The 26,254-nt window shown below is 51.0% G+C and carries 29 protein-coding genes; 23 read left to right on the top strand and 6 right to left on the bottom strand.

Annotated elements, in window-relative coordinates; genetic code table 11:
- Positions 1-16: 16 nt before the first annotated feature.
- The 5 genes from pgeF to FAH66_RS03330 all read left to right on the top strand — a co-directional run bounded on the left by pgeF (position 17) and on the right by FAH66_RS03330 (position 3,570).
- Positions 17-787 (top strand): peptidoglycan editing factor PgeF, encoded by a 771-nt coding sequence (gene pgeF / locus FAH66_RS03350; protein ID WP_137040692.1) that lies wholly within the window; start codon positions 17-19, stop codon positions 785-787.
- 120 nt (positions 788-907) lie between these two features.
- A complete protein-coding gene (locus tag FAH66_RS03345; RefSeq protein ID WP_137040691.1) occupies positions 908-1,387 on the top strand; it encodes an LPS-assembly lipoprotein LptE in 480 nt (159 codons plus the stop codon).
- Positions 1,387-2,388 carry a DNA polymerase III subunit delta gene (gene holA / locus FAH66_RS03340; protein WP_137040690.1) on the top strand — a complete coding sequence of 334 codons (1,002 nt, stop codon included), beginning with the start codon at positions 1,387-1,389 and terminating at the stop codon, positions 2,386-2,388. The genes FAH66_RS03345 and holA overlap by 1 nt, the downstream gene beginning before the upstream one ends.
- Positions 2,389-2,534: 146 nt before the next feature.
- Positions 2,535-2,954, top strand: coding sequence for a hypothetical protein (locus FAH66_RS03335; protein ID WP_137040689.1), 420 nt, complete (start codon positions 2,535-2,537; stop codon positions 2,952-2,954).
- A 91-nt stretch (positions 2,955-3,045) separates the two neighbouring features.
- On the top strand, positions 3,046-3,570 hold the full coding sequence (locus FAH66_RS03330) for an RDD family protein (RefSeq protein WP_137040688.1): 525 nt from the start codon (positions 3,046-3,048) through the stop codon (positions 3,568-3,570).
- Between the two features lie 94 nt (positions 3,571-3,664).
- Here the strand turns inward: FAH66_RS03330 and FAH66_RS03325 are convergent, their stop codons facing one another.
- The 3 genes from FAH66_RS03325 to FAH66_RS03315 all read right to left on the bottom strand — a co-directional run bounded on the left by FAH66_RS03325 (position 3,665) and on the right by FAH66_RS03315 (position 6,176).
- A complete protein-coding gene (locus FAH66_RS03325; protein WP_137040687.1) occupies positions 3,665-4,900 on the bottom strand; it encodes a beta-ketoacyl-ACP synthase in 1,236 nt (411 codons plus the stop codon).
- Positions 4,894-5,622 (bottom strand): 3-oxoacyl-ACP reductase FabG, encoded by a 729-nt coding sequence (gene fabG, locus FAH66_RS03320; RefSeq protein WP_070633570.1) that lies wholly within the window; start codon positions 5,620-5,622, stop codon positions 4,894-4,896. Before fabG ends, FAH66_RS03325 begins: the two co-directional genes overlap by 7 nt.
- Before the next feature lie 74 nt (positions 5,623-5,696).
- On the bottom strand, positions 5,697-6,176 hold the full coding sequence (locus tag FAH66_RS03315) for a hotdog family protein (protein WP_167480310.1): 480 nt from the start codon (positions 6,174-6,176) through the stop codon (positions 5,697-5,699).
- A gap of 110 nt (positions 6,177-6,286) precedes the next feature.
- Here FAH66_RS03315 and FAH66_RS03310 point away from each other — a divergent pair, with 110 nt between their 5' ends.
- From FAH66_RS03310 to FAH66_RS03275, 8 genes are all read left to right on the top strand, one after another.
- Complete coding sequence (locus tag FAH66_RS03310) at positions 6,287-7,048, top strand: beta-ketoacyl synthase chain length factor (protein WP_137040686.1); 762 nt, start codon at positions 6,287-6,289, stop codon at positions 7,046-7,048.
- Positions 7,045-7,803, top strand: coding sequence for a lysophospholipid acyltransferase family protein (locus FAH66_RS03305; protein WP_137040685.1), 759 nt, complete (start codon positions 7,045-7,047; stop codon positions 7,801-7,803). The genes FAH66_RS03310 and FAH66_RS03305 overlap by 4 nt, the downstream gene beginning before the upstream one ends.
- Complete coding sequence (locus tag FAH66_RS03300; protein WP_003757545.1) at positions 7,800-8,060, top strand: phosphopantetheine-binding protein; 261 nt, start codon at positions 7,800-7,802, stop codon at positions 8,058-8,060. The genes FAH66_RS03305 and FAH66_RS03300 overlap by 4 nt, the downstream gene beginning before the upstream one ends.
- Positions 8,061-8,072: 12 nt before the next feature.
- Complete coding sequence (locus FAH66_RS03295; RefSeq protein WP_070633561.1) at positions 8,073-8,321, top strand: acyl carrier protein; 249 nt, start codon at positions 8,073-8,075, stop codon at positions 8,319-8,321.
- 72 nt (positions 8,322-8,393) lie between these two features.
- Entirely contained in the window at positions 8,394-8,933 is a 540-nt protein-coding gene (locus FAH66_RS03290) for a COG4648 family protein (protein WP_137040684.1), read from the top strand.
- A gap of 39 nt (positions 8,934-8,972) precedes the next feature.
- Entirely contained in the window at positions 8,973-9,728 is a 756-nt protein-coding gene (locus FAH66_RS03285; protein ID WP_137040683.1) for a hypothetical protein, read from the top strand.
- 15 nt (positions 9,729-9,743) lie between these two features.
- The gene (locus FAH66_RS03280) at positions 9,744-11,447 is read left to right on the top strand and encodes an ApeI family dehydratase (RefSeq protein WP_137040682.1); all 1,704 of its coding nucleotides are present in this window, start codon (positions 9,744-9,746) and stop codon (positions 11,445-11,447) included.
- 36 nt (positions 11,448-11,483) lie between these two features.
- A complete protein-coding gene (locus FAH66_RS03275; protein ID WP_137040681.1) occupies positions 11,484-12,572 on the top strand; it encodes a FlxJ family methyltransferase in 1,089 nt (362 codons plus the stop codon).
- A 91-nt stretch (positions 12,573-12,663) separates the two neighbouring features.
- Here FAH66_RS03275 and FAH66_RS03270 read toward each other — a convergent pair whose 3' ends face one another.
- Positions 12,664-13,320, bottom strand: a complete 657-nt coding sequence (locus tag FAH66_RS03270; RefSeq protein ID WP_137040680.1) for a cytochrome b/b6 domain-containing protein — start codon at positions 13,318-13,320, stop codon at positions 12,664-12,666.
- Between the two features lie 53 nt (positions 13,321-13,373).
- On the opposite strand from FAH66_RS03270, the gene FAH66_RS03265 reads away from it, so the two are divergent.
- Together FAH66_RS03265 and FAH66_RS03260 are read left to right on the top strand one after the other, a co-directional pair.
- A complete protein-coding gene (locus FAH66_RS03265) occupies positions 13,374-14,255 on the top strand; it encodes an NAD(P)H-hydrate dehydratase (RefSeq protein WP_137040679.1) in 882 nt (293 codons plus the stop codon).
- A 149-nt stretch (positions 14,256-14,404) separates the two neighbouring features.
- Entirely contained in the window at positions 14,405-15,352 is a 948-nt protein-coding gene (locus FAH66_RS03260) for a bile acid:sodium symporter family protein (RefSeq protein ID WP_137040678.1), read from the top strand.
- Between the two features lie 69 nt (positions 15,353-15,421).
- On the opposite strand, the gene FAH66_RS03255 is transcribed toward FAH66_RS03260, so the two are convergent.
- Complete coding sequence (locus tag FAH66_RS03255) at positions 15,422-15,985, bottom strand: YceI family protein (RefSeq protein WP_070589246.1); 564 nt, start codon at positions 15,983-15,985, stop codon at positions 15,422-15,424.
- Positions 15,986-16,263: 278 nt separating this feature from the next.
- On the opposite strand from FAH66_RS03255, the gene ilvD reads away from it, so the two are divergent.
- From ilvD to ubiE, 7 genes are all read left to right on the top strand, one after another.
- Positions 16,264-18,123, top strand: coding sequence for a dihydroxy-acid dehydratase (ilvD, locus tag FAH66_RS03250; protein ID WP_137040677.1), 1,860 nt, complete (start codon positions 16,264-16,266; stop codon positions 18,121-18,123).
- Positions 18,124-18,192: 69 nt separating this feature from the next.
- Positions 18,193-18,324, top strand: a complete 132-nt coding sequence (locus FAH66_RS11120) for a hypothetical protein (protein ID WP_256388404.1) — start codon at positions 18,193-18,195, stop codon at positions 18,322-18,324.
- A gap of 67 nt (positions 18,325-18,391) precedes the next feature.
- Positions 18,392-19,681 carry a CAP domain-containing protein gene (locus FAH66_RS03240; RefSeq protein WP_137040676.1) on the top strand — a complete coding sequence of 430 codons (1,290 nt, stop codon included), beginning with the start codon at positions 18,392-18,394 and terminating at the stop codon, positions 19,679-19,681.
- Between the two features lie 76 nt (positions 19,682-19,757).
- A complete protein-coding gene (locus FAH66_RS03235) occupies positions 19,758-19,991 on the top strand; it encodes a cytochrome b6 (RefSeq protein ID WP_137040675.1) in 234 nt (77 codons plus the stop codon).
- A gap of 1 nt (position 19,992) precedes the next feature.
- Positions 19,993-20,424 (top strand): gamma-butyrobetaine hydroxylase family protein, encoded by a 432-nt coding sequence (locus FAH66_RS03230; RefSeq protein WP_137040674.1) that lies wholly within the window; start codon positions 19,993-19,995, stop codon positions 20,422-20,424.
- Positions 20,425-20,625: 201 nt separating this feature from the next.
- Positions 20,626-20,811 carry an MBL fold metallo-hydrolase gene (locus FAH66_RS10885; protein WP_208648103.1) on the top strand — a complete coding sequence of 62 codons (186 nt, stop codon included), beginning with the start codon at positions 20,626-20,628 and terminating at the stop codon, positions 20,809-20,811.
- 29 nt (positions 20,812-20,840) lie between these two features.
- Positions 20,841-21,578, top strand: a complete 738-nt coding sequence (gene ubiE, locus FAH66_RS03220) for a bifunctional demethylmenaquinone methyltransferase/2-methoxy-6-polyprenyl-1,4-benzoquinol methylase UbiE (protein ID WP_137040673.1) — start codon at positions 20,841-20,843, stop codon at positions 21,576-21,578.
- Between the two features lie 270 nt (positions 21,579-21,848).
- Here the strand turns inward: ubiE and FAH66_RS03215 are convergent, their stop codons facing one another.
- Positions 21,849-22,979, bottom strand: a complete 1,131-nt coding sequence (locus tag FAH66_RS03215; protein ID WP_137040672.1) for a polyamine ABC transporter substrate-binding protein — start codon at positions 22,977-22,979, stop codon at positions 21,849-21,851.
- A 250-nt stretch (positions 22,980-23,229) separates the two neighbouring features.
- Between FAH66_RS03215 and alaS the strand changes: the two genes are divergently transcribed.
- Positions 23,230-26,145, top strand: coding sequence for an alanine--tRNA ligase (gene alaS / locus FAH66_RS03210; protein WP_137040671.1), 2,916 nt, complete (start codon positions 23,230-23,232; stop codon positions 26,143-26,145).
- The last annotated feature ends 109 nt before the right edge of the window (positions 26,146-26,254 follow it).

Here is a 26,254-nt window from a genome sequence, read left to right as displayed (position 1 = left end):
CAGCGATTCTAAAATTATGAAAACCATCACAGATACCCTAAACCTCGCCCCGCAAGGCAAGAACTTTTTGACTGCCGACTGGCCAGCCCCTGCCAATGTCAAAACGCTTATTACCACGCGCAACGGCGGTGTCAGCGAAGGCGTGTACCGCAGCCTGAATGTCGGCTCACACGTCGGCGACAATCTGGAAGCCGTACTCCGCAACCGTGAAATCGTGCAGGAACAAGTCGGCCTGCCCGTTGCCTACCTTAATCAAATCCACAGCACCATCGTTGTAAATGCCGCCGAAGCATTAGGCAATACGCCTGATGCCGATGCCTCGGTTGATACGACGGGTACGGTCGCCTGTGCTTCGATGACTGCCGATTGCCTGCCTGTCTTGTTTTGCGACAATGCAGGTACAGTCGTTGCAGCGGCTCATGCAGGTTGGCGCGGTTTGGCCGGCGGCGTTTTGCAAAATACCATTGAGGCAATGAATGTCGAGCCGCTGGAAATCATAGCCTATCTTGCGCCTGCCATCGGCCCTGATGCGTTTGAGGTCGGTCAAGATGTATTTGATGCGTTTTGCACCCCCATGCCGGAAGCTGTCGATGCGTTTGAAGACATCGGCGGCGGCAAATACCTTGCCGACATTTACGCTTTGGCGCGCATGATTCTGCATCGCGAAGGCGTGAACATGATTTATGGCGGCACCCATTGCACTGTTTTGGAACGCGATACTTTCTTCTCCTACCGCCGCGACGGACAAACCGGCCGCATGGTCAGCCTGATTTGGTTGGAAAAATAAGATTTGCGCCATCAAAGACAAGGCCGTCTGAAATACTTTCCGTTTACGGTTTCAGACGGCCTAAACATTATTCGTTATAATCCGACGATACCGTAACCGGTTTCAACGAAGGAATATCCAATGAAAAAAATCCTATTGCCTGCACTCGTCCTATTGCTTGCCTCTTGCGGTTTCCACCTAAAAGGCACAGGCGTGACTTCGCAGCCGCTGCCTTATCAAAACTGGCATGTAGAAGGCAGAGCCGTCATGCAAAAAGCGCTGGAAAATGCCTTACGCCGTGCCGACGGTCATCCGGTTAGCGAAGCCGAATCACAAATCACCCTGCGCGTTGTCGACTTCCAAAAACGCCGCGATATCTACACCATCACCCGCGCTGCTGCAATCAACGAATACCTGCTGGCCATGACCGTCAAAGCCCAAGCCTTCCGTAACGGTGAGCCGGTTGGAGAACCGATGGAAGTTAAGGTTCACCGCACCATGGACTACGCCGATAGCGAAGTTTTGGGTAAAGAGGAAGAGGAAGAAACCATTTGGTCTGAAATGCGCATCGACGCCGCAGATCAAATCGTCCGCCGCCTGACTTTCCTGAAGGCGCAATAATGGCTGCCGCGCCCATTGAGAGCCTGCGCCACGATACGCCGCTCCAACCGTTGTACATTATTCACGGCGAAGAGGATTTATTGCGCATCGAGGCGTTGGATACACTGCGTGCAGCCGCAAAAAAACAAGGCTATCTCAACCGCGAAGTCTATACCGCCGAAAACAATTTTGACTGGAACGAGCTGTTGCAAAGTGCCGGCAGCGCAGGTTTATTTGCCGATTTAAAACTGCTGGAAATCCACATCCCCAACGGCAAGCCCGGCAAAAACGGAGGCGATGCCCTGCAAACCTTCGCCGAACGCCTGCCCGAAGATACGGTTACGCTCATCCTCCTGCCTAAGCTTGAAAAAGCGCAAATCCAGTCCAAATGGTTTTCCGCATTGGCAGGCAAAGGCATCGTCTTAGAAGCCAAAGCCGTTGCACCACATGCTTTGCCGCAATGGATACAGGGCCGTCTGAAACAGCAGGGTTTGGATATCGAACCTGAAGCACTTGCCCTTTTTGCCGAGCGCGTCGAAGGCAATCTTTTGGCCGCCCGTCAGGAAATCGAAAAACTCGCCCTGCTCCACCCCCAAGGCCATTTGATCAATATTGCCGATGCAGAGGCTGCGGTTGCCACCGTCGCCCGCTTCGACGTATTCCAACTGGCAGGCGCATGGATGAAAGGCGATGCCCTGCGCGTTTCCCGTTTGCTGGACGGTTTGGAAGAAGAAGGCGAAGAGCCGGTTTTGCTGTTGTGGGCGGTTGCCGAAGACATCCGCACCCTAATCCGCCTCACTGCCGCACTCAAGCAAGGCCAAAACATCCAAAGCCTGCGCAACAGCCTGCGCTTATGGGGTGACAAGCAGACCCTTGCACCGATGGCTGCCAAACGCATTTCCATCAACCGCCTGCTCGACGCGCTCAAAACCTGCGCCAAAATCGACCGCATCATCAAAGGCGCGGAAGAAGGCGATGCATGGACTGAGTTCAAACAACTCGTTACCTCGCTGGCCGCCTGAAACCGTTGCCACGCATCAAGAAACTTGCACGCAATACGCCCCAAAAACAGAAAATACTGTAAAATAGCGTAAACTTAAATTCAGGCCGTCTGAACCTCGCATTTCAGACGGCCTCTTCCAGCAAAAAACAAGGAAACACCAACCATATGGATAATAAAACCAAACTTCGCATCGGCGGCCTGGCCCTGCTGACCACTGCTGTATTAAGCCTCATCATCGTTCTGATCGTCGATTCATGGCCGCTGGCCATCCTGTTGTCCGTCATCATCGTGGCCGCTGCCGCAGGCGGTTTCGTTTGGACTTCACGCCGTCAGCAACGCCAATTCCTCGAGCGCCTGAAAAAATTCGACATCGATCCGGAAAAAGGTCGTATCAACGAAGCCAACCTGCGCCGTATGTACCACAGCGGCGGCCAACATCGAAAAGACGCGATTACCTTGGTTTGCCTGTCACAAAAATGTTCCGTTGACGAAGCGCACGCCATCTTCAAAAAACGTCCGACCCGTCAGGAAATGAACCAAATGGCTGCCCAACAGGCACGCGGTCAAAAACGTCCACATCGCTAATCCCGACAGTAACAGGCCGTCTGAACATCCTATCCCGTTTCAGACGGCCTGTTTTTATTTCCATCAAACCCATTTCCGTTTCCATCGCATTATGACCCGTCTTCCTACCGCACCACTCAAACGCCGCCTCGCCGCACTGGTTTACGAACTTCTGCTGACCGGCGCCGTTACCAGCATTGCCGCCCTTGCAGCCGGTATTGTCGCCATCTTTCTCAATCCCATTTCCACGCGCCTGTCCATGCTGGCAACCTGTCTGATTCTGTTCTACGCATGGTGGCTCTACTTTCGCGCCAACTGGCACAAAAAAGGCCAAACCCTCGCCATGCAGACATGGAAAATCGGTTTAGCCGATAAAAACGATATCCAGCCGCCCCTGCCACAGCTGCGCCTGCGCTTTATTTGGGCAAGCATTTTCATTGTGTTCATTCCCCTGTTTGCCTATGCCGGATTGCGACATCTGCTCAATATACCGCCCAAAGGCGCATTCGGCGCCGCACTCATTTGGCTCATCCTGCCATGGGGCTTCGCCCTGTTCCATCCCGACCGCCAGTTCCTCTACGACTTCTTGGCTGGAACAAGGCTGGTGGATTTAAATCAGAAGAAAACAAACGAATAAAATCCAAAAGCGGCTCAAGCTCTAAATAAAATAAAGGCCGTCTGAAACTCAAGATAAGTTTCAGACGGCCTTTAATCATAACATCAAGCAACAATTATTCTTGCCAACGTTTGAACACCAGCGAAGTATTGACGCCGCCAAAAGCAAAGTTATTGCTGACCACATAATCGGTTTGAATCTCGCGTCCGCCTGTTTGAATGTAATCCACCTTGCCGCAACGCGGATCAATATTTTCCAAATTGATGGTCGGCGCAAACCAGCCGTTGTTCATCATTTCGATGGTAAACCAGGCTTCCAATGCGCCGCACGCGCCGAGTGTATGGCCGAGATAGCTTTTTTGCGAACTCATCGGCACAAAACCAAACACTGCCTCAGTCGCCAATGTTTCGGCAATATCGCCTTTTTCGGTCGCCGTACCGTGGCCGCTGACATAGCCGACTTTATCAGGCGTAATACCGGCATCTTTCAGCGCAAGCTCCATACATTTTTGCATGGTTTCTTTTTGCGGCTGGGTAACGTGGCTGCCGTCACTGTTGGCGCCATAGCCGACAAGCTCGGCATAGATTTTCGCACCGCGCGCACGGGCGTGTTCCAATTCTTCCAATACGAATATGCCTGCACCTTCGCCGATGACCAAGCCGTCTCGAGCGTTGTCGTAAGGGCGTGGCGTCAGCTCAGGTTCGCCGTTGCGGCGGCTGGCGGCATAAAGCGAGTCGAATACATACACTTCAGACGGACAAAACTCTTCACCGCCGCCAGCCAGCATCATGTCTATCATGCCGTATTTAATCGCTTCATAAGCATAACCAATGCCTTGACTGCCCGAAGAACACGCGCTTGAAGTCGGAATAATGCGGCCTTTCAAGCCGAAGAAAATACCGATATTGGCGGCAGTCGTATGCGGCATCATGCGCACATAAGTATTGGCGTTAAAATTGCGCGATGTGCCGGTGAGCAAAAGTTCGCCCATATCGCCGATGTCTTTGGTACTGCCGACAGACGAACCGCACGCTACGCCCATACGGCCGTCTGTAATGCTTTCATCACCCAGCAAGCCCGCATCCGTCAAGGCTTGTTCCGCCGCATCGACACACAAATGCGATACGCGCCCCATGCTTCTGAGCTGCTTGCGCGTCCAATGTTCGGGAGGAGAATAGCCTTCAATCGGCGCACCCAGTTGCGCTTCTAATTCAGGAAAGCGTTCGCTCCAGTCCATATGTTTGACTGCGTTTTTTTCGGCTTTAAAGGCCGTCTGAATACTTTGCCAATCACGGCCGAAGGCGGTAATACCGCCGATACCTGTTACTACGACTCTTCTGGTATTCAACACAAACCTCCGTTCACAGCAATCACTTGGCGCGTAATGTACGCCGCTTTTTCATCCATTAAAAAGCGCACCGCATGCGCCACTTCCTCGGGCAATCCCATACGTGCGGCAGGGACGGCCTTTAAGATTTCTTCAACAGGTACGTTCTCATCGATAATATCGGTATCGATAAGGCCCGGCGCCACGCAGTTGACGGTAATTTTGCGTTTTGCCAACTCAACCGCCAAGGCTTTTGCCGCGCCGATCAGGCCCGCTTTGGACGCGCTGTAATTGACCTGACCGCGGTTGCCCGTCAAACCGGACACCGACGCCATGCACACAATCCGTCCTGCTTTGCGGCGGCGGATCATCGGCATGGTCAAAGGGTGCAATACATTATAAAAACCGTCCAAATTGGTACGCAGTACCAAGTCCCAATCGTCATCTGTAAACGCAGGAAACGCATTGTCTCGCGTCAGGCCGGCATTCAGCACCACGCCGTAATATGTGCCGTTTGCCTCAATGTCGGCAGTCAAAATTTCACGGCAGGCTTCTCGGTCGGACACGTCAAACTGCAACACGCGCGCATTTCTACCCAATATACGGATTTCTTCCGCGACGGCTTCCGCTTCATCGCGGCGGCTGCGACAGTGGACGACAATATCAAAGCCATCCTGCGCCAAACCAAGCGCGACGGCTTTGCCGATACCGCGATTAGACCCTGTAATTAAAATAGTTTCACTCATACGTTTTCTCACTATATCGACAGGCCGTCTGAATCTTTGTCTTTTCAGACGGCCTTGTAAACGGTTTAAATGATTTAACCGTCTTTCGGACTGTACACATTTAAAGAAGCTTTTGCCAGCAAACCGTCCGTCGGCAACAGATGCTTCACATCTTCCGGCGCATCCATCCAGCGCAACTCGCAATCAAATACGCCCATGCCGCCCAAATCTTGAATGGACACATGCGCCCTGACTTCCAGCTCAGTACCGACAGGCACGGAATCGGCAAACAAATCCAGCTTGCGCGTTCCCAATAAAAAACCCAAGCGGACAGGCTCTCCGGCCTTTAAAGCCTCAATGCCTGCGAACGCGCCTATGCCCTGCGCCATCAATTCCATATAAGCCATAGACGGCAACACACCATCCTGCAGCAAAATATGCTTGTCGCCAACCGGCGCACGGCAAACCGTGTAGTCATCGCCAAATTCTTTCACACAATCGATTAGCACCATATGTCCGCTGTGCGGAAGCAGCGAAGCCACATCATAAATCGGGGCACTCGGTATTGAAGGCATAAAATGTCATCCGGGAATAAATTACGTTACAATATACATTATAACAGAGCCTAGCTTTTACTAACCCATTTCATTACAATGTATGAAAATGTAAAACATTGAAAGACATCATGCCTCAAAACGTTTGCCGTTTCAGCTTTAATATCGCCGCGTGGCAGGCCTCCTCCAGCAGAATCAGTACGCCGGAGCAATGGCAGGACTGGGCGCAGGGAAAACTCGATACCGCCTCACTACCGGAGTGCAAACCCGCGCTCTCCTTTTTGCCGCCTATGCAACGCCGCCGCTTGGGAAAAGCGGCGCGCTTGGTTTGTGATGCGGCATGGAATCTAGCCGACCAATATCCTGAAAGCGTACCGGTGTACGTTTCGCACGACGGCGAAAGCAACCGCAGCTTTGAATTGTGGCAAGAGCTTTTGAACACGCATACCGTATCGCCGACCTCATTCGGCCTGTCCGTTCACAACGCGACGATTGGGCAATGGTCGATGTTGCGCAAAGACATGAGCGAACATACCGCGTTGGCCGTTGCCGCCGATTCCTTTGAAACCGCGCTGACCGAGGCATTTGCGCTTTTACAAGACGACGCAACATCCGTTTTAGTGATTGTTGCCGATGATCCGTTGTCTGAAGACTATCCCGTCTTGGCTACACGTGCGCCGTTTGCCTATGCATTGGCACTGGTCATCACCAAAGGCGAAGACTATACCTTAAGCTTGGAAACCACATCCGAGAGGCCGTCTGAAAACCCTAACGATACAACAGTCGAGCCCTACTGGAGCAGCTTGGAGTGGGTACGCTTCCTGCTTTCAGACGACCGACAACACACGCAACACTATGCCGGTAGAAACTGGCACTGGCAGAAAAACGCATGAAGACTTTAGACTATTTCCGTCGCTTTTTTGCCACACTCTTCGGCTTCATCCTCTTCGGCGTTGCAGGCGTATTGTTCAAAATCGCACTTTTGCCCTATACGCTCAAATCGACCAAAGGCGACATCAAACGCCAACTTGAAGCAAGACGCATGATAGGCAGAGTTTGGCGTTTCTTTGTCGGCTACCTGCAATGGTCGGGAGTATTAAGCGTCCGTTTCAACGGATTGGAAAAACTCGGCAGGCCCGGCCAGCTCATTCTTGCCAACCATCCCTCGCTTTTGGATATCGTCTTGCTGATCAGCCACTATTCCGAGCCGAACGTACTGGTTAAAAAAGACCTGTTGCACAACCCCAGCATGAAAAGCCAGATTATCGCTTCAGGCTACATCCCCAACGACGAAAGCATGGAAATGCTGGAAGAAATCGACGCCGTGGTCAAAAGCGGGCAAAGTTTGCTGATTTTCCCCGAAGGCACGCGCACAGGCTGGGATGGACAGGTTAAAATGCACCGTGGCGCGATATCGCTCGGTTTGCGCAGCGCATCGGTCATCACCCCCGTGTGCATCAAAATGACGCCGCCCAATTTCAAAAAAGGCCAGCCTTGGTACAAAATACCGCCGCACAAAATCCATTATGAAATCACCGTCGGCGACGACATCCTGCCCGAAGAATGGCTGGAGGAAAAACCCTTACCCATCGCCGCAAGGCGTTTAAACGAATACCTTCAAGACTATTTCACAAGGAAAACCACATGAATAACTTAGAAAACCAAATCAAAGAATTAATCATCGACAGCTTGGGGCTGGAAGACATCACCCCTGCCGACATCGGCAGCGAAGACCCGCTCTTCGGCGACGAAGGCTTGGGTTTAGATTCCGTCGACGCGCTGGAACTCGGTTTGGCAGTGCAAAAAACCTTCGGCTTCCAGCTCGACGGTGAAAACGACAACCTGCGCGAAAACTTCGCCAACGTCAAAACACTGGCCGAGTTCGTCAAGAGCCGCCAAGCATAAGGGAGAGACAAGATGACCGAACAAGAAGTACGCACCCTGCTGACCGATGCACTGGTTAACCTGTTTGAAATCGGACCGGAACGCATCAAACCCGAAACCAACCTCTACGAAGATTTGGAAATCGACAGCATCGACGCCATCGACCTTATCGACCACATCAAACGCGAAACCGGCCGCAAACTGCAAGCTGAAGACTTCCGTAATGTGCGTACTGTAGAAGACGTGGTTCAAGCGGTTTTGAAAGTACAACAAGATTCCTGATTCCGCTTTGAATCAGCATATTTTCAGACGGCCTTGTCAATCCGCAAGGCCGTCTGAAAATCAATCATAACCATGAAAATATTAGGAAAACTCCTACTGACCCTCGCCAGTCTCGCCTATCCGCTTCTATGGTATTACGGCAGGGAAAACGGCGCATTTTTCTGGCTTGCAGCGGCCATGTGTGTGTTATGGCTGATACGCGCCGCCATGCCACAAACCACAGCCCAACGCATTACAGCGATTATCCTTGCCGCTTTTTTTGCGGCAGTACTGGTTTTCAGACGGCCTGACTCGATGTATTGGTATCCCGTCGCCGTCAACGCGCTGATGCTTGCCGTTTTCGGTGGCAGCCTATTTGCCAAACAAACGGTTATCGAACGCCTCGCCCGACTGCAACACCCCGACCTGCCGCCCGAAGGTGTGCTGCATACCCGCCATGTCACGCAAATCTGGTGCGCGTTCTTTATCTTCAACGGCGCAACCGCCGCCATTTTGGCAGGCTTGCAATATTACGATTGGTGGGCGGCTTATACCGGCGTCGTGTCGTATGTGTTAATGGGAATCTTATTTGCCGGAGAGTGGGTGTATCGGAAATTGGTTTTGAAGGTTTAATCCATTAAAAATATTTCATCAATTAGACGAATAACCATAATGAAAAAAATTATCCTACTCACCCTGATTTCCTTCACATTTACCGCATGTTCTTCGACGTCTAAAACGCCTTTACACCCTGAAGAAAAGGCAGAAGCCGAATACAAGAAAAATTATACGGAAGTTGCCAGCCACACCATCAAAACGCGCTCGGGAAACCTGACCGTCATTGACCGAATACACAATAGTTATTCTGACGATACTACAGCCAGCAGCATGAATTTGATGATTATCCGGAAATCCAATACGGTAAAAGCAAGGGCTGCACAAACAGCCGTATTTACAGCAACTTTTGCATTACTGATTCTTGCACGCAACAGCAATCATTTTGGATATGAAGGCCCTGACCTGCTGGACAAACACAATTTAAGCGGAAAGCCTATTAAACCGAATTTTGCGAATCCAGCTTTTGAACAATTCTCCCCAAAAGTTCGCGATTGGGCGGCAAAACGGTCATTTAAAGGCAATAGTGCCAATAAGAAACTATTTGTCCAACCGGGCCGTTTCTATTTGGTTTATGAAAAATTCAATAAACGAGACCACTTCTTTCTGAACAATGAAGTCAGCCTTTTTGTAGACGGACAAAACGGTAAAACCGATCGGTTACTCCATTGCTTCAAAAGAAGTGAAAGCCATTCATTGGGAGAGTGGCAGGCAAATGATTACGAATTGGTACGCCAAACGACAAACAAACAATACGATGAATGCTTGGCTCAATTCAAAGAAGATACCAAGGCAAATACATCAAAATTATAAAACCTTTGAACCATTATGCACCTAACCCGAATCCTATCCCCCGATCTACCCCAACACGATCTTATCGCCACCCATCCGAATTGGACGCGTGCTGATTTCAACCGTGCGGTTTTTCATCTGTCAGGCCGTCTGAAACAGGCAGGCGTGCAAACAGCCGCGTTGTGGTTTGACGATGCCGCGCTGTTTGCCTGTGCCGTATTGGCAGTGTGGCATTCTGGCGGAAAGGTTTTATTGCTGCCCAATTTGGCGCAAGACAATTTGGATTGGGGCAAAACGGCAGAAGCGTTTTTAACGGATTCAACAGATAAAAAGCTGTCTTCAGACGGCCTGAACATCTGGCACTTGCCTGATGTATTAGCTAAAACAGATTTGGAAGGGCTGAACACCTATCCTGAAAACCATCTGATTCCCGACCATGCCGAAGCATGGCTGAAAACGTCGGGCTCCAGCGGCGAAGCGCAGATTATTGTGAAAACCGCCGCGCAAATGCAGGCAGAAGCCCTGACTTTGGCAAATACGCTGCCATTTGGACAACATGGTGAAACTGTGGTCGGCAGCGTGATTCCGCAACACCTTTACGGCTTCACGTTTCGCTTCGCACTCGCTCTGACAATGGGTTGGACTATGGAGCGACAGCAGGCGGTTTATCCGGAAAACCTGCTTTCCAGCACGGCCGCACATGATAAAGTGGTTTGGATCGCCAGCCCGGCCGTACTCAACCGCTTGGGTGAAAACCGCAACTGGCAAAGTATCGGCCATAAAATTGTAGGCATTGTCTCGGCCGGAGGCGCATTGCCCGCAGCTACGGCAGATTTGCTGCAACAGGCTGCCGTCCGCCCGTTTGAAGTCTATGGCAGCACCGAAACCGGCGTGATTGCCTCACGTTGCGAACGCCAAGAATGGCAGACTTTCAAAGGCGTGGAAATCGGGCAAAACGAAGAAGGCGCACTTTGGGCTTCTTCGCCTTGGTCGCCCGAACGCCGTCAAACAGCCGATTTGATCGAGCCGCAAGATGACAGTTTTCTGTTACTCGGTCGCCAAGACCGCATTATTAAATTTGAGGACAAACGCGTGTCGCTGACCCAAATCGAACACGAACTTTTACAACATCCTTGGATTGCCGATGCCCATTGCGGCCGCCATCCGCAACACCAACGCATTGCCATATGGGCGGCATTGAACGCAGACGGTATCGCCGCCTTGCGCGAGAAAGGCCGTGCTGTAGTTGCCGATACGCTCAAACGCCATCTGGCCGCCACGCAGGACACCATTGCCCTGCCGCGTTACTGGCGTTTTACCGACAGCCTGCCGCGCAACGCCCAAGCCAAAATCGCCGCGGCGGATTTTCAGACGGCCTTTACCGTTGCCCAGACTTCGCCCGTTTGGTCGAAAACTTCATCTGACGACGAAACCAATACCGAAACTTTTATCGGGCGCGTGCCTTTGGATTTGGTTTATTTCGGCGGTCATTTTGCCACCTTCCCGCTGGTTCCCGGCGTGGTCGAGCTGCAATGGGTGCGCAGCCTGATCGCGCCCAAGCCGTGGGGCAAACAGCGCGTCATCCGCATCGAAAATCTGAAATATCAGCAGTTTATCCGTCCTCACGATGAAGTGTCGGTAGAGCTGAAATTTGATGAAAGTAAAAACAAACTGAGCTTTAAAATCAACAACGGAGAGCATCCGTGTGCATCAGGACGGATTGTGTTTGAGGCCGTCTGAATATACTTATTAACTTTTTAGTGGAAAACCAACAATATGCAACTCTTCCCTGCCCTAGAACAACGCTATTCCCACGAACACCAGTCCGCAGGCGAGGCGCAACGTCTGGCTCAAGAAATCGCTTTTGCACCGATTGTGTTCCAAGTTTCCCGCCTGATGGTGAAATTTGGCATTCTGGATTTGCTGAACGACCATCCAGACGGCCTCACTCAAGCCGAAATCGCCGAAAAAGCGAAAATCAGCAACTACGCAGCACAAGTCCTGCTGGAAGCTTCGCTGTCTATCGGCACTGTCTTGACTCGCGACAACCGCTATTTCATCAGTAAGGCCGGTTGGTTTGTCCTCAAAGACAAAATGGCTCGCGTCAACATGGATTTCACGCAGGAAATCTGCTACCAAGGCATGTTTGATTTGGAAAAAACCCTGCAAACCGGCAAGCCCGAAGGCCTGAAAGTATTCGGCGACTGGCCGACCATTTACGAAGGCTTGTCTTCATTGCCAAGCATCGCGCAGGAAAAATGGTTTGCATTCGACCATTATTATTCCGACAACTCCTTCACCGAAGCACTCAACACTGTGTTCGCCAAACCGGTTAAAAAACTGCTCGATGTCGGCGGCAATACCGGCCGCTGGGCGGAACAATGTGTCAACCACAATGCCGAAGTCGAAGTAACCATCATGGATCTGCCGCAACAAATCGGTTTGATGCGCGAAGCGACCAAAGGCAAAAACGGCGCAGACCGTATCCACGCCCATCCGGCCAACCTACTTGATCCTGAAATTCCGTTCCCGACCGGTTTTGATGCGATCTGGATGAGCCAATTCCTAGACTGTTTTACCGAAGAACAAGCCACCAGCATTCTTCAACGCGCCGCTGCATCCATGAGCGAAAACACCAGCCTCTACATCATGGAGCCTTTCTGGGACAGACAACGCTACGAAACCGCCGCCTACTGTCTGACCATGACCAGCCTGTATTTCACTGCCATGGCCAACGGCAACAGCAAAATCTTCCACTCTGAAGACCTGATCCGTTGCGTTGAAAAAGCCGGATTGAAAGTAGCGGAAATTTCAGACGGCATCGGCCGCGGCCACAGCATCTTGCGCTGCGTTAAGGCCGTCTGAACATCATCTTTTAAACCCTAAAAACAAACCGACCCCAACAGCCATTTCAGCTATCGGGGTCGGTTTGTTTTTAGGTATCAGCATTAAAACATCAGCCGCGCAACATCCATACTGCGCACACTAAAGCAATCGCCACCAACAAAGCGGCAAACAGTTGTCCCATTCCGGCCAATTTAGGCTGCTTGGCATCGATGGTTTTAAAGCCGTTAATCATCGGCGTAATCAAATCCTGTTTTTTCACAAAGCGATACAGCAAAACAGCCGCGATATGTACGCCCGCCAAAACAGCTAAGACATTAAAGAAATTGACATGGATTTTTCGCGCCAGCGTACCGGCGTGTTCGCTGACCAAATGATTCAAAAAGCCGGAATTGGTAAACGTATTTTCATCGGCGGCAAATAAGCCTGTGGCCGTCTGAAAAAACAACACGGCCAATAAAGCGATCACCATCAGCGCGCCCAAAGGATTGTGACCGACCAATTCGTCTTCAGACATTTGACCTTGCGTGTAGCGGCGGATTTCGGAAAACGGGCGCACAAATCGGCTGAATTTTGTCGTATCGCTACCCCAAATCCCCCAGCACATGCGGAAAACCACCAAAGCCAGCATCAACAAGCCGCCGCGTAAGTGCCATACCAGCATATCGCCGCCTTGGGTTGCGCTGTACCACATGAATCCCATCATTAGCACCAAGAGCCAATGGAACAGGCGCGTAGGTGCGTCCCAAACTTTTATTTTTTGCTTCATTACCTTTTACTTTCTGATTTAAAATTAAATTTCTTATCTTGGAAGGTTACGCCATGCAGCCCATCTACACGCTTCCCGAATCGCTTCAAGCTTTTCAGACGGCCTTAGCATTTCCCGACGTATTCCGCCCCCGCGCCCAAGAATCACACAAAGGCACATACGGCACGCTTGCCATTATCGGCGGCACAACGGGAATGAGCGGCGCGGTCGTTTTGGCAGCCACAGCCGCGATGTATCAAGGGTGCGGCAAGGTTTGGGCGGGCTTCAACCAAGCCACGCTACCTTTTGCCATTATTCCCGAACGTCCTGAAATTATGCTCGCCACTGCGACCCAACTGATGGAGCGCAACGATGTCGGCGCACGGGTAATCGGCTGCGGCTTTGGCTTGGACGGATTATCAGAGCAGCTGCTGCCCCAAATCCTGTCTACACACCATAACCAGCCTTTATTGCTCGATGCAGATGCTTTGACACTGCTTGCCCGTTCTTCCGAATTAGCCGAACGCCTCAAATCGTACAAACATATCGTCCTGACACCTCATCCGGCCGAAGCCGCCCGCCTACTCGGCACCGATACCCAATCAGTTCAAGCCGACAGACAGAAAGCCGTAACCGAAATCAGCCGTAAATATGGCGCGACCGTCGTGTTGAAAGGCCATCATACATTGGTGGCCACGGCAGACGGCATAGTCTATACCAACACCAGCGGCAATGCCGGTTTGGCCACTGCAGGCAGCGGCGATGTCTTGAGCGGCATTATCGGCAGCTTGCTGGCACAAGGCATTCCGACATTCCAAGCCGCCTGCGCCGGCGTATGGCTGCATGGTGCGGCGGCCGATGTCATCAAACACAGCGGCCAAATCGAAACCGGTATGCTCGCCGGAGAAATCGCACCTGCCGCCCGATGGCTGCGCAATATTTTATCAAAAGAATAATGCCGTCTATATAGCAAATACAAATCACAGGCCGTCTGAAAATCAATTCTTATCTTCAGACGGCCTTATTTATTTTAAGCCATTTTGCAAATTAAGGTTAAGGCGTGTATCCTTGGTTTCCCTTAAAAACAACTTCACAACATATCATCATGAATACCCTCAACAAAATCAGTAATTTTATCGGAAAGACCTTTTCCCTCTGGGCCGCGCTCTTTGCTGGCATCGCTTTTTCTGCACCCGACACCTTCAAATGGGTCGGCCCTTACATTCCTTGGCTACTGGGCGTCATCATGTTCGGCATGGGCTTGACCCTCAAACCCTCCGACTTTGACATTTTGTTCAAACATCCCAAAGCCGTCATTATCGGCGTGATTGCCCAATTCGCCATCATGCCTGCAACTGCCTATCTGCTGGCGAAACTGTTGAACCTGCCTGCCGAAATCGCGGTCGGTGTGATTTTGGTCGGCTGCTGTCCGGGCGGTACGGCTTCCAATGTGATAACCTATTTGGCGCGCGGCAATGTGGCTTTGTCGGTTGCCGTTACATCGGTTTCTACCCTGATTTCCCCATTGCTGACCCCTGCCATCTTCCTGATGCTTGCCGGTGAAATGCTGGAAATCCAAGCGGGCAGTATGTTGATGTCCATCGTCAAAATGGTTTTGTTCCCCATCGTTTTGGGCTTGATTGTCCATAAAGTCTTGGGCAACAAAACTGAAAAACTGACCGATGCGCTGCCGCTGGTTTCCGTTGCCGCCATCGTGCTGATTATCGGCGCGGTAGTCGGCGCCAGCAAAGGCAAGATTATTGAAAGCGGCCTGCTGATTTTCGCGGTTGTCGTACTTCACAACGGCATCGGCTATCTGCTCGGCTTCTTTGCCGCCAAATGGACCGGCCTGCCTTATGACGCACAAAAAACGCTGGCCATCGAAGTCGGTATGCAAAACTCAGGCTTAGGTGCCGCCCTTGCCGCCGCACACTTTGCCGCCGCGCCGGTTGTTGCCGTTCCCAGCGCATTGTTCAGCGTGTGGCACAATATCTCCGGCTCGCTTCTGGCAACTTATTGGGCAGCCAAAGCCGACAAAAATCAACACTCCTAACTACGTATAATTATAAGGCCGTCTGAACAGATTCCGTTCAGACGGCCTTTATTTTGAAATCAAGCAGGATTATTGTTTTACTGCTTCGATTTGGATATTGATGTTTACTTTTTTGCTCATACCGGCACTTACCAAATAATCCAAACCCCATTTGGTGCGGTCGATGGTGGTGCTGAAGTCGCCGCCGCACACTTCTGCTTTTGCCATCGGGCTTTGGTAGCAGTTGAATTTATCGGCTTTGAGTTTTACCGGCGCAGTTTTGCCGTTCATGGTCAGGTTGCCGTCAACGGAAAGCAGTTTTTTGCCGTTGAAATTGAATTTGGTGGATACAAAACGAATTTCAGGGTATTTGTCTGCATTGAAAATATCGGCAGATTTCAAATGTTGGGTAAAGTGGTCCGAACCGGTTTGCAGTTTGGACAAAGGCAATACGATATCGATAGAGCCTTGGCGTTTGGCACGGTCAAATTCCAAATTGCCGGTCAAACCATAAATACCGCCGACGTTGGTGCTGGTGTTGAAATGGTCGATGGCAAAGCGGGCATTGGCATGGAATTCGTCCACTTTATAAACAGCGGCAGACGCAGCAGAAGCCAACATGGCCGAACACAATGCAAACATGATTTTTTTCATCGTCTTATCCTTAGAAATGTGAGAAGTTCCCTATCATATCACTTTTTGATGCCAACATCTTTTGCAACTGAGAAAGACAGCGTTTCATCCTAAGAAAACTTCAGGCCGTCTGAAAGAATGATCAGCAAATTCAGGTGAAGCAAATACAGTTTAGTTTTATTACAAAATAGCGTGCTTTATCGCTCGTAATTGGTATAAAATACCCAGTTATTTCTACAACGGGCCGCCAACCAACCAGCCTATTTCAGACGGCCTCAGCATAAAATAAAGGAACAAAAATGCCTGAATACCGCTCCAAAACCTCTACCCACGGCCGCAATATGGCGGGCGCGCGCGCATTGTGGCGCGCCACCGGCGTGATGGAAACCGACTTCGGCAAGCCCATCATCGCCGTTGCCAACTCCTTCACCCAATTCGTGCCCGGCCATGTCCACCTGCACAATATGGGCCAGCTGGTTGCCCGCGAAATCGAAAAAGCCGGTGCAATCGCCAAAGAATTCAACACCATCGCCATCGACGACGGTATTGCTATGGGACACAGCGGCATGCTGTACTCCCTGCCCAGCCGCGATTTGATTGCCGACTCCATCGAATATATGGTCAACGCCCACTGCGCCGACGCGCTGGTGTGCATTTCCAACTGCGACAAAATCACCCCGGGCATGCTGATTGCCGCCATGCGCCTGAACATTCCGACCATCTTCGTTTCCGGCGGCCCGATGGAAGCCGGTAAAGTTATCGGCGTAGCCAATATTCAGCCTGAACGCCGTTTGGACTTGATTGATGCCATGATCGAATCGGCTGACGACAATATTACCGACAAACAAGTCGAAGAAGTCGAACAAAACGCCTGCCCAACTTGCGGCTCCTGCTCCGGCATGTTCACCGCCAACTCCATGAACTGCCTGACCGAAGCGCTCGGCCTGTCCCTGCCCGGCAACGGCTCCTACCTTGCCACCCATGCAGGTCGCAAAGAATTGTTCCTCGAAGCAGGCCGCATGATTGTCGAAATCACCAAACGCTATTACGAGCAAGACGACGAAACCGTGTTGCCGCGCAGCATCGCCACCAAAAAAGCGTTTGAAAACGCCATGACCATGGACATCGCCATGGGCGGCTCCACCAACACCATCCTGCACTTGCTCGCCGTCGCCAACGAAGCGGGCGTAGATTTCAAAATGGCCGACATCGACCGCTTAAGCCGCGTCGTCCCCTGCATCTGCAAAACCGCGCCAAACAACCACGACTACTATATGGAAGACGTGCATCGCGCAGGCGGCATCTTCGCCATCCTGAAAGAATTGGACAAAGCGGGCAAACTGCACACCGACGTGTACACCATCCACGCGCCGACACTGAAAGACGCGATTGAAAAATGGGACGTGACCAACCCTGAAAACACCCATGCCATCGAGCGTTTCAAAGCGGCTCCAGGCGGCGTGCGCACTACTCAGGCGTTCTCGCAAAACCGTATGTGGAAAACCCTCGACCTTGACCGCGAAAAAGGCTGTATCCGCGATGTTGAGCATGCCTACTCGCAAGACGGCGGCTTGGCAGTATTGTTCGGCAACATCGCCGAGCGTGGCTGCGTGGTGAAAACCGCAGGCGTGGACGAGAGCATCCTCAAATTTACCGGCCGCGCCCGCGTGTTTGAAAGCCAAGAAGACGCAGTAGAAGGCATTTTGGGCAACCAAATCGTTGCCGGCGACATTGTCATTATCCGCTATGAAGGCCCTAAAGGCGGCCCGGGCATGCAAGAAATGCTGTACCCGACTTCTTACCTGAAATCCAAAGGTTTGGGCAAAGCCTGCGCCCTTTTAACTGACGGCCGCTTCTCCGGCGGTACTTCCGGCCTGTCCATCGGCCACGCTTCGCCTGAAGCGGCAGAAGGCGGCGCTATCGGTTTGGTACACGAAGGCGACACCATCGAAATCGACATTCCAAACCGCAGCATCCGCCTTGTTATTTCCGATGAAGAGCTTGCCGCACGCCGTGCCGAAATGGAAGCGCGCGGCAGTAAAGCATGGAAACCGGAAAACCGCGACCGCTACGTCTCCGCAGCCCTGCGTGCCTACGGCGCAATGGCGACTTCCGCCGACAAAGGCGCAGTACGCGACGTATCGCAAATCGAACGTTAATTAACCTGACATTAAGGCCGTCTGAACGCTTTCAAGTGTTTCAGACGGCCTTCATTCAAACGGACAAATATGGACAAATTCATTTTAGCGATGATCGGCATGGCCATTGCCCTGTTGATTATTATTGGCGGCGGATTTATCGCTGTCGAATATTTCAAATCCCATCCTGAAGCCTTCCAAGTCAAGCCGCTATCAAAATAATCATTTAACGGCATGAGTTTCAAAGGAAAGAGCCGTAGCTCAAGGCCGTCTGAACGCAGTACATATAATGAAACACATTCTTTACTGGCTGGGTGGTTTTGCCGTCGCCCTCGGCATATTCAAATACTACGAAACCCATCGCTATTCCGAAGACCAGCTCATCTACGCCCAACCGCCGCAAAATCGTTCTGCCGTTGCCGATTTTGACGCCTTGGCGTATTTAAACTTCCTCCGCTCCTCAGCCAATCTGCCCGCACTGGCGCACTCAGACACACTCGAACGCGCCGCGCGCAATCATGCCCGCTATCTGCTGCAAAACCCTGACGACGGACATGACGAACACAATACGCGCAATCCCTTTTATACAGGCCCACGCCCATCAGACCGCACGCGCAAAGCCGGTTATGCCTATAAAGGCGTGCACGAAAACGTCAGTACAGGCCAGCATCCGCCAAACGAAAAAATCAACGACCATCTACCTGCCCAACATCAGCTGGACAATCTGATGACGGCGATTTACCACCGCCTCTCCTTACTCGACCAAAATATCGACGAGGCCGGAGCCGCATTTGAATCGCAAGGTAAACAAATCGCGTTGAGCATCAATCAAGGCGACAGCAGATTCAACAACCTCTGCCAAAAAAACCGCCCCCTATCCGACCTCAGCCGCTCGTTTTATCAAGATGCCTGTCATGGCCACGCTATTATTTATGCGGATGAAATTTCCAACCGCAAACTCCGGCCTTACATCACCTATCCGCAAGGCAACTTCGCCTCGCCGGTTTTCCATGGCGAACGTCCCGACCCTATGCCACATTATGAAATGACCGGCAATCCGGTCAGCATTGCCTTCTCAGAGCAATCGCCTCCGGTCAAAATGCGTTCGTTCAAACTGTATCAGGACACAAAAGAAATCAGAGACGTCAAAATCTTAGATAAAGATAATGACCCAAACCGCCTCCTGACCGAACGCCAATTTGCGCTATTTCCTTTACAGCCATTGGAATACGACACCGACTACCGTGCCGTGTTCGCATACCGTCAAAACGGAAAAGACAAAACGGCCGAATGGACATTCAGCACACAAAAACCCGATTATCCTTACTTCATCGTCAAAGGCGGCGAAACGCTGGCCATCGAGTCCGGACAAAAATATTTTATCCATTGGCAGGATTTTTGGTGCTTGAAGCAATGCGAACGCTACAACTACCGCATGAACCGCGACACCCAAATCGACATTATCGAACGGCAGGCCGGCGGCATCATTATCCGTGTCAACGGAAGCAAAGGCAGCAGCATCCGCTTAATGCCCGAAGGCGAAGACAGGCGCGCCATTACACTTTATTTATGGAAATAAAGCCGTTTTCAGACGGCATGAAGCACCAAAAAGCTGATAAAATACCGCCTCATCACCCTACGGCAAGCTATCCAACATGACCAAACATCCGCAAACAGCAGCCAATACCCGCTATGCCTTTACCAGCATTGCCGCCATGTTGGCCGCGTTTTTACTGTTCGTTGCCGTGATGTTGCTGCCTTTGGGGCTGACGGCGGACACCCAAGTGAGCCTGATACGGTTTTCACTCTACGCAATCGTGCTGTTTGCCGTACTTGGCGGTATTTTTTCTGTACGCGTTGCCTATTTGCGTAAAAAGAACGGAGCATGACATGACCCAAGCCGATAAAATTCCACAAGAAATCCGCCTCCAGCAAGAGCGGCGCGTACTGACTTTGGTTTATGTTGACGGTGCCAAAAGCCTTCCTGCCGAATACCTACGCGTGTATTCGCCCAGCGCGGAAGTGCGCGGACACGGTCCAGGTCAAGATGTTTTGCAAACAGGCAAAGCCGAAGTCAGCATTACCGATTTGGACCCCGTCGGCCAATACGCATTGAAAATTACTTTTTCAGACGGCCACAACAGCGGCCTTTACGACTGGGACTATCTCTACCGACTGGCGCACAATCAAGACGCGCTTTGGCAAGACTATCTCGACCGCCTCGAAAAAGCCGGTGCGTCCAGAACCCCAAGTGCCGAAGATTTGAAACCCAAACACACACATTCCTGCGGCAGCGGCGGTTGCGGCGGAAAGGCCGTCTGAAAAAGGCGAGACCGTAATATTGGACGACGGCAGAATCATTGACGGCAAAGCATTCCTCTCCCCGCCCAAAAAAGGATGGGTAGCGGCCATCTTCGGCGATACCAAAGCCTGCCTTCAGGCAGTGCGTGCCGCACAAAACGCAGACGTTTTGGTGCATAAAGCAAGCTTTGCTGCAGGAGATGTGAAGAGACAGCGGAACGAGTGTTCCGTTCAACCGTATCCAATGCCGCCAAGCTGGCCTTGCAAGCCAATGTGAAACAACTTTACCTGACCCACATCAGCGCACGTTATACCGAAGAAGAGCAATGCCTGATGCTGGAGCGGCAGGCACAAACTATATTTCCCGCGTCGAAAGTGGTTGGCGATTTCGACGTATTCGATATCTGAATCCGTATTATTTTAAGAAGGCAGACACTATGAGCGACCACAAAACCCATTTCGGCTTCTCTACCGTTGACGAAGACGAAAAAGCAGGCAAAGTTGCCGAAGTCTTCCACTCCGTGGCAAAAAACTACGACATTATGAATGACGTAATGTCCGGCGGTCTGCACCGTGTTTGGAAACATTTCACCATCAATACCGCCCGCCTGAAAAAAGGCGACAAAGTATTAGACATCGCCGGCGGTACTGGCGATTTATCCCGAGGCTGGGCGAAACGTGTGGGCAAAGAAGGCGAAGTTTGGCTGACAGACATCAACTCCTCCATGCTGACCGTCGGCCGCGACCGCCTGCTCAACGAAGGCATGATTCTGCCTGTATCGTTGGCAGACGCTGAAAAATTGCCGTTCCCCGACAACTATTTCAATTTGGTTTCCGTCGCATTCGGCCTGCGCAACATGACGCACAAAGATGCCGCGCTGAAAGAAATGTACCGCGTATTGAAACCGGGCGGTACTCTGCTGGTGTTGGAATTTTCCAAAGTATACAAACCTTTGGAAGGCGTGTACGATCTCTACTCTTTCAAACTGTTGCCGATTATGGGCAAACTGATTGCCAAAGATGCCGACAGCTACCAATACCTCGCCGAGTCCATCCGTATGCACCCCGACCAAGAGACCTTAAAACAAATGATGCTGGATGCAGGTTTCGACAACGTGGATTACCACAACATGAGCGCAGGCATTGTTGCCCTGCATAAAGGCGTGAAATTCTAAGGCCGTCTGAAACGAACAAAAGGGCGTGATTAATAGACACGCCCTTTGTTTTTATAGTGGATTAAATTTAAATCAGGACAAGGCGACGAAGCCGCAGACAGTACAATTAGTACGGCAAGGCGAGGCAACGCCGTACTGGTTTAAATTTAATCCACTATAAACCTTATCCAAGCCAATCTGACACAAACCAAAGGCCGTCTGAACAGCCGTAAAACGAAATCAAAGATTTCGGTTACACCATTCAGACGGCCTTAATATGTTTAAATCAACTTATGTCCCTGCTTTCACGCTTTGCCATTGACGGACCATAAATTTCAACGCCGCAGGTTGGATAGGCACCATGATAAAGCTGTTTTTCAAATCCTCATCGGTCGGGAAAATCGTATTGTCGTTTCTAAACTCTTCATCCATCAGCTCTTGAGCCGGTTTGCTGGACGGCGCATAAGTAACAAAATTGCCGTTTTTCGCCGCAACTTCAGGATCTAAGAAATCATTGATATACGCATGGGCATTGGCTACATGTTTGGCATCTTTCGGAATCACAAACGAATCCACCCAAATCCCCACGCCTTCTTTCGGCATCATCACACGGATTTTTTCCTTGCCGCCTGCTTCTTCGGCACGGCGTTTGGCAATGTTCAAATCGCCGCCAAAACCAATCGTTACGCAAGTATCGCCGCGCGCCAAATCATCGATAAAACCGGACGAGGTAAAACGCTTGATGTACGGACGGTTTTTCTTCAAGACTTCCGTAGCTGCCTTGATATCCGCCGTTTCGCTGCTGTTTGGGTTTTTACCCATATAGTTCAACACCATAGGATAAATTTCCGCCGCGCTGTCCAAATAGCTGATGCCGCATTGCTTGAGTTTGGACGTGTATTCGGGGTTAAACACCAAATCCCATTGATTGTCCGGCAGCTGATCCGTACCCAAAGCCTTTTTCACACGCTCGGTATTAATGGCGAAAGTATTGGTACCCCAATAAAACGGCACCGCATATTCATGCCCCGGATCGACACCTTCCATCAGTTTCATCAACTGTGGATTCAGGTTTTTATAGTTGGGAATCAGGGACTTGTCTATTTTCTGATACGCACCTGCCTTAATCTGCCTACCGACAAACGCATTGGAAGGACCCACGATGTCGTAACCCGACTTGCCGGTCAATACCTTGCTCTCCAGCGTTTCATCGCTGTCATATACATCGTAAGTTACTGAGATACCGTGCTTTTTCTCAAACGCGGCAACCGTCTCAGGATCGACATATTCCGACCAGTTGTAAATGCTCAATACCTTTTGATTATCGGTTTGAGCCGCCTTGTCGGCAGAAGTTTTGTCCGAGCCGCCGCAGCCGGCCATTGCCAGCGCAGTCAGTACGATGAGGGGCAGATGTTTGGTCATTATCATTCCTTGCGTATCCGGTTGAAAATAGAGAGGCATTATAAAGCAGGCAAGCCCGAGCGGATAGGCTTCATTGTTAAAAGATATCGCCCCGCTTAAGGCCGTCTGAAAGACGGATTGCAGCCAACTTAAAACCTTTCTGCCGATAGCTTGAAATATGGTTTTGCGGTAAGATAACGCCCATTCGTTTTTAATCGCAACGCGCCGTCCGGGCCGTCTGAAATCCTTGTAAAAAATTTATCGAGACATTATGAAAACCACCGAACTACGCCAAAAATTCCTGAAATTTTTCGAATCTAAAGGCCACACCATCGTCCGCTCTTCCTCGCTCGTGCCACACGACGACCCGACCCTGCTGTTTACCAACGCAGGCATGAACCAATTTAAAGACGTATTCCTCGGCTTTGACAAACGCCCCTACAACCGCGCCACTACCGCACAAAAATGCGTACGTGCCGGCGGCAAACACAACGACTTGGAAAACGTCGGCTATACCGCCCGCCACCACACCTTCTTCGAAATGATGGGTAACTTCTCCTTCGGCGACTACTTCAAACGCGATGCCATCCACTTCGCTTGGGAATTCCTGACTTCCCCAGAATGGTTGAACATCCCTAAAGACAAACTCTTGGCAACCGTTTACGCAGAAGACGACGAAGCCTACAACATCTGGTTGAACGAAATCGGCATGCCTGCCGAGCGCATCGTCCGCATCGGCGACAACAAAGGCGCAAAATACGCGTCCGACAACTTCTGGCAAATGGGCGACACCGGCCCTTGCGGCCCTTGCTCCGAAATTTTCTACGACCACGGCGAAGAAATCTGGGGTGGCATTCCGGGCAGCCCTGAAGAAGACGGTGATCGCTGGATCGAAATTTGGAACTGCGTATTTATGCAGTTCAACCGCGACGAGCAAGGCAATATGAATCCGCTGCCTAAGCCTTCCGTTGATACCGGCATGGGCTTGGAACGTATGGCCGCCGTCATGCAGCATGTCCACAGCAACTACGAAATCGACTTGTTCCAAGACCTGCTCAAAGCCGTTGCCCGCGAAACCGGCGCGCCGTTCAGCATGGACGAGCCAAGCCTGAAAGTCATCGCCGACCACATCCGCTCCTGCTCATTCCTGATTGCAGACGGCGTATTGCCTTCCAACGAAGGCCGCGGCTACGTATTGCGCCGCATTATCCGCCGCGCCGTACGCCACGGTTACAAACTGGGTCAAAGCAAACCATTCTTCCACAAACTGGTGGCCGATTTGGTCAAAGAGATGGGCGATGCTTATCCTGAGTTGAAAGAAAAACAAGTTCAAATCGAAGAAGCGTTGAAAAACGAAGAAAGCCGTTTTGCCCAAACTTTGGAAACAGGTATGGCTTTATTAGAGAAAGAATTAAATACTGATGAATTTCTGAACATTTGGAATGTATTACCAAAAGGAGAAGATGGAGGTAGGGACTTCAAACTGCCAGATTTTCAAAAATTTACTGCCGCAGCTTGTGTTAAAAACTCCGAAAAAACTATCGTTGTATGGGAAAAAAGTGTAATTAATAAAAAAACAATCAAATCTAATGACCCGCTGCCTGATAGTGTAGATAACACCTACTATTTAACATTGGATAGTTATCAATCAGATTTTTACAGAAAATATCTTGATGCGCTACATGGTGAATTAGAATTTCAAAAAGTGTTGCGCCCTAATAAGTTAAATGGTTCTATTATTTTTAAACTTTATGACACTTATGGCTTTCCATATGATTTAACTGCCGATATTTGTCGTGAACGTAATGTCGCAATGGACGAAGAAGGCTTCAACCGCGAAATGGAAGCCCAACGCGCACGCGCACGCGCCGCACAAAGCTTTAAAGCCAACGCCCAACTGCCTTACGACGGTCAGGACACCGAGTTTAAAGGTTATAGCGAACGTCAAACCGAATCCAAAGTCCTCGCCCTCTACAAAGACGGCGAGCAAGTCAACGAATTGAACGAAGGCGATGAAGGTGCCATCGTTATCGACTTTACCCCGTTCTATGCAGAATCCGGCGGTCAAGTCGGCGACGTCGGCTATATCTTTGCAGGCGAAAACCGCTTTGAAGTACGCGATACCCAAAAAATCAAAGCGGCTGTATTCGGCCAATTCGGCGTGCAAACTTCAGGCCGTCTGAAAGTCGGCGACAGCGTTACCGCCGAAGTGGATGACGAAATCCGCAATGCCAATATGCGCAACCACAGCGCGACCCACTTAATGCACAAAGCCCTGCGCGATGTATTGGGTGAACACGTTGAACAAAAAGGCTCTTTGGTTACCGCCGAATCCACCCGTTTCGACATTTCCCATCCTCAAGCGGTAACTGCCGAAGAAATCGCCGAAGTCGAACGCCGCGTCAACGAAGCCATCTTGGCCAACGTTGCCGTCAACGCCGCCATTATGAGCATGGAAGATGCCCAAAAAACCGGTGCCATGATGCTCTTCGGCGAAAAATACGGCGACGAAGTGCGCGTACTGCAAATGGGCGGTTTCTCTACCGAATTGTGCGGCGGTACACACGTTTCACGCACCGGCGACATCGGCCTCTTCAAAATCATCAGCGAAGGCGGTATTGCCGCAGGCGTGCGCCGTATCGAAGCCATTACCGGCCTGAACGCACTCAAATGGGCGCAAGATCAAGAGCGTTTGGTGAAAGACATTATTGCCGAAACCAAAGCCCAAACCGAAAAAGACGTACTGGCGAAAATCCAAGCAGGTGCGGCACACGCCAAAGCACTGGAAAAAGAATTGGCACGCGCCAAAGCCGAACTCGCCGTCCACGCAGGCGCCAAACTCTTGGACGATGCAAAAGACTTAGGCTCAGCCAAACTCGTTGCCGCACAAATCGAAGCCGACGCAGCCGCCCTGCGCGAAATCGTTACCGATTTAACCGGTAAATCCGACAACACCGTGATTCTTTTGGCGGCAGTAAACGACGGCAAAGTTTCCCTGTGCGCCGGCGTATCCAAACCGTTAACCGGCAAAGTCAAAGCAGGCGATTTGGTTAAATTTGCAGCCGAACAAGTCGGCGGCAAAGGCGGCGGAAGACCGGATTTGGCGCAGGCCGGTGGTACAGATGCTGCGAAATTGCCTGAAATGCTGGGAAGCGTGGAAGGTTGGGTGAACGGCAAGCTGGTTTGATGAGTAATATGTAGGTACAAAGAAGGTCGTCTGAAAAATTTTCAGACGGTCTCTTGTTAGAAGGTTAATTTCATTTAAGCTTTCCTCTAATACATTAGAAAGCTAGGTA

The sequence above is a fragment of the Neisseria subflava genome, assembly GCF_005221305.1.
GTDB lineage: Bacteria > Pseudomonadota > Gammaproteobacteria > Burkholderiales > Neisseriaceae > Neisseria > Neisseria subflava.
Note: the sequence above shows the minus strand (reverse complement) of the source record. Positions and strands in the feature narration are given on the sequence as shown.

What these genes read in the sequence shown, in the direction of transcription:
- FAH66_RS03275 (WP_137040681.1), top strand. Translation starts at nt 11,484, where the DNA reads ATGCAACTCTTCCCTGCCCTAGAACAACGCTATTCCCACGAACACCAG.
- FAH66_RS03345 (WP_137040691.1), top strand. Translation starts at nt 908, where the DNA reads ATGAAAAAAATCCTATTGCCTGCACTCGTCCTATTGCTTGCCTCTTGC.
- FAH66_RS03330 (WP_137040688.1), top strand. Translation starts at nt 3,046, where the DNA reads ATGACCCGTCTTCCTACCGCACCACTCAAACGCCGCCTCGCCGCACTG.
- FAH66_RS03265 (WP_137040679.1), top strand. Translation starts at nt 13,374, where the DNA reads ATGCAGCCCATCTACACGCTTCCCGAATCGCTTCAAGCTTTTCAGACG.
- FAH66_RS03235 (WP_137040675.1), top strand. Translation starts at nt 19,758, where the DNA reads ATGACCAAACATCCGCAAACAGCAGCCAATACCCGCTATGCCTTTACC.
- FAH66_RS03270 (WP_137040680.1), bottom strand. Translation starts at nt 13,320, where the DNA reads ATGAAGCAAAAAATAAAAGTTTGGGACGCACCTACGCGCCTGTTCCAT.
- FAH66_RS03290 (WP_137040684.1), top strand. Translation starts at nt 8,394, where the DNA reads ATGAAAATATTAGGAAAACTCCTACTGACCCTCGCCAGTCTCGCCTAT.
- FAH66_RS11120 (WP_256388404.1), top strand. Translation starts at nt 18,193, where the DNA reads ATGGACAAATTCATTTTAGCGATGATCGGCATGGCCATTGCCCTGTTG.
- FAH66_RS03300 (WP_003757545.1), top strand. Translation starts at nt 7,800, where the DNA reads ATGAATAACTTAGAAAACCAAATCAAAGAATTAATCATCGACAGCTTG.
- FAH66_RS03295 (WP_070633561.1), top strand. Translation starts at nt 8,073, where the DNA reads ATGACCGAACAAGAAGTACGCACCCTGCTGACCGATGCACTGGTTAAC.
- ubiE (WP_137040673.1), top strand. Translation starts at nt 20,841, where the DNA reads ATGAGCGACCACAAAACCCATTTCGGCTTCTCTACCGTTGACGAAGAC.
- alaS (WP_137040671.1), top strand. Translation starts at nt 23,230, where the DNA reads ATGAAAACCACCGAACTACGCCAAAAATTCCTGAAATTTTTCGAATCT.
- holA (WP_137040690.1), top strand. Translation starts at nt 1,387, where the DNA reads ATGGCTGCCGCGCCCATTGAGAGCCTGCGCCACGATACGCCGCTCCAA.
- FAH66_RS03240 (WP_137040676.1), top strand. Translation starts at nt 18,392, where the DNA reads ATGAAACACATTCTTTACTGGCTGGGTGGTTTTGCCGTCGCCCTCGGC.
- FAH66_RS03305 (WP_137040685.1), top strand. Translation starts at nt 7,045, where the DNA reads ATGAAGACTTTAGACTATTTCCGTCGCTTTTTTGCCACACTCTTCGGC.
- pgeF (WP_137040692.1), top strand. Translation starts at nt 17, where the DNA reads ATGAAAACCATCACAGATACCCTAAACCTCGCCCCGCAAGGCAAGAAC.
- FAH66_RS03230 (WP_137040674.1), top strand. Translation starts at nt 19,993, where the DNA reads ATGACCCAAGCCGATAAAATTCCACAAGAAATCCGCCTCCAGCAAGAG.
- fabG (WP_070633570.1), bottom strand. Translation starts at nt 5,622, where the DNA reads ATGAGTGAAACTATTTTAATTACAGGGTCTAATCGCGGTATCGGCAAA.
- FAH66_RS03315 (WP_167480310.1), bottom strand. Translation starts at nt 6,176, where the DNA reads ATGCCTTCAATACCGAGTGCCCCGATTTATGATGTGGCTTCGCTGCTT.
- FAH66_RS03255 (WP_070589246.1), bottom strand. Translation starts at nt 15,985, where the DNA reads ATGAAAAAAATCATGTTTGCATTGTGTTCGGCCATGTTGGCTTCTGCT.
- ilvD (WP_137040677.1), top strand. Translation starts at nt 16,264, where the DNA reads ATGCCTGAATACCGCTCCAAAACCTCTACCCACGGCCGCAATATGGCG.
- FAH66_RS03260 (WP_137040678.1), top strand. Translation starts at nt 14,405, where the DNA reads ATGAATACCCTCAACAAAATCAGTAATTTTATCGGAAAGACCTTTTCC.
- FAH66_RS03215 (WP_137040672.1), bottom strand. Translation starts at nt 22,979, where the DNA reads ATGACCAAACATCTGCCCCTCATCGTACTGACTGCGCTGGCAATGGCC.
- FAH66_RS03285 (WP_137040683.1), top strand. Translation starts at nt 8,973, where the DNA reads ATGAAAAAAATTATCCTACTCACCCTGATTTCCTTCACATTTACCGCA.
- FAH66_RS03280 (WP_137040682.1), top strand. Translation starts at nt 9,744, where the DNA reads ATGCACCTAACCCGAATCCTATCCCCCGATCTACCCCAACACGATCTT.
- FAH66_RS03310 (WP_137040686.1), top strand. Translation starts at nt 6,287, where the DNA reads ATGCCTCAAAACGTTTGCCGTTTCAGCTTTAATATCGCCGCGTGGCAG.
- FAH66_RS03335 (WP_137040689.1), top strand. Translation starts at nt 2,535, where the DNA reads ATGGATAATAAAACCAAACTTCGCATCGGCGGCCTGGCCCTGCTGACC.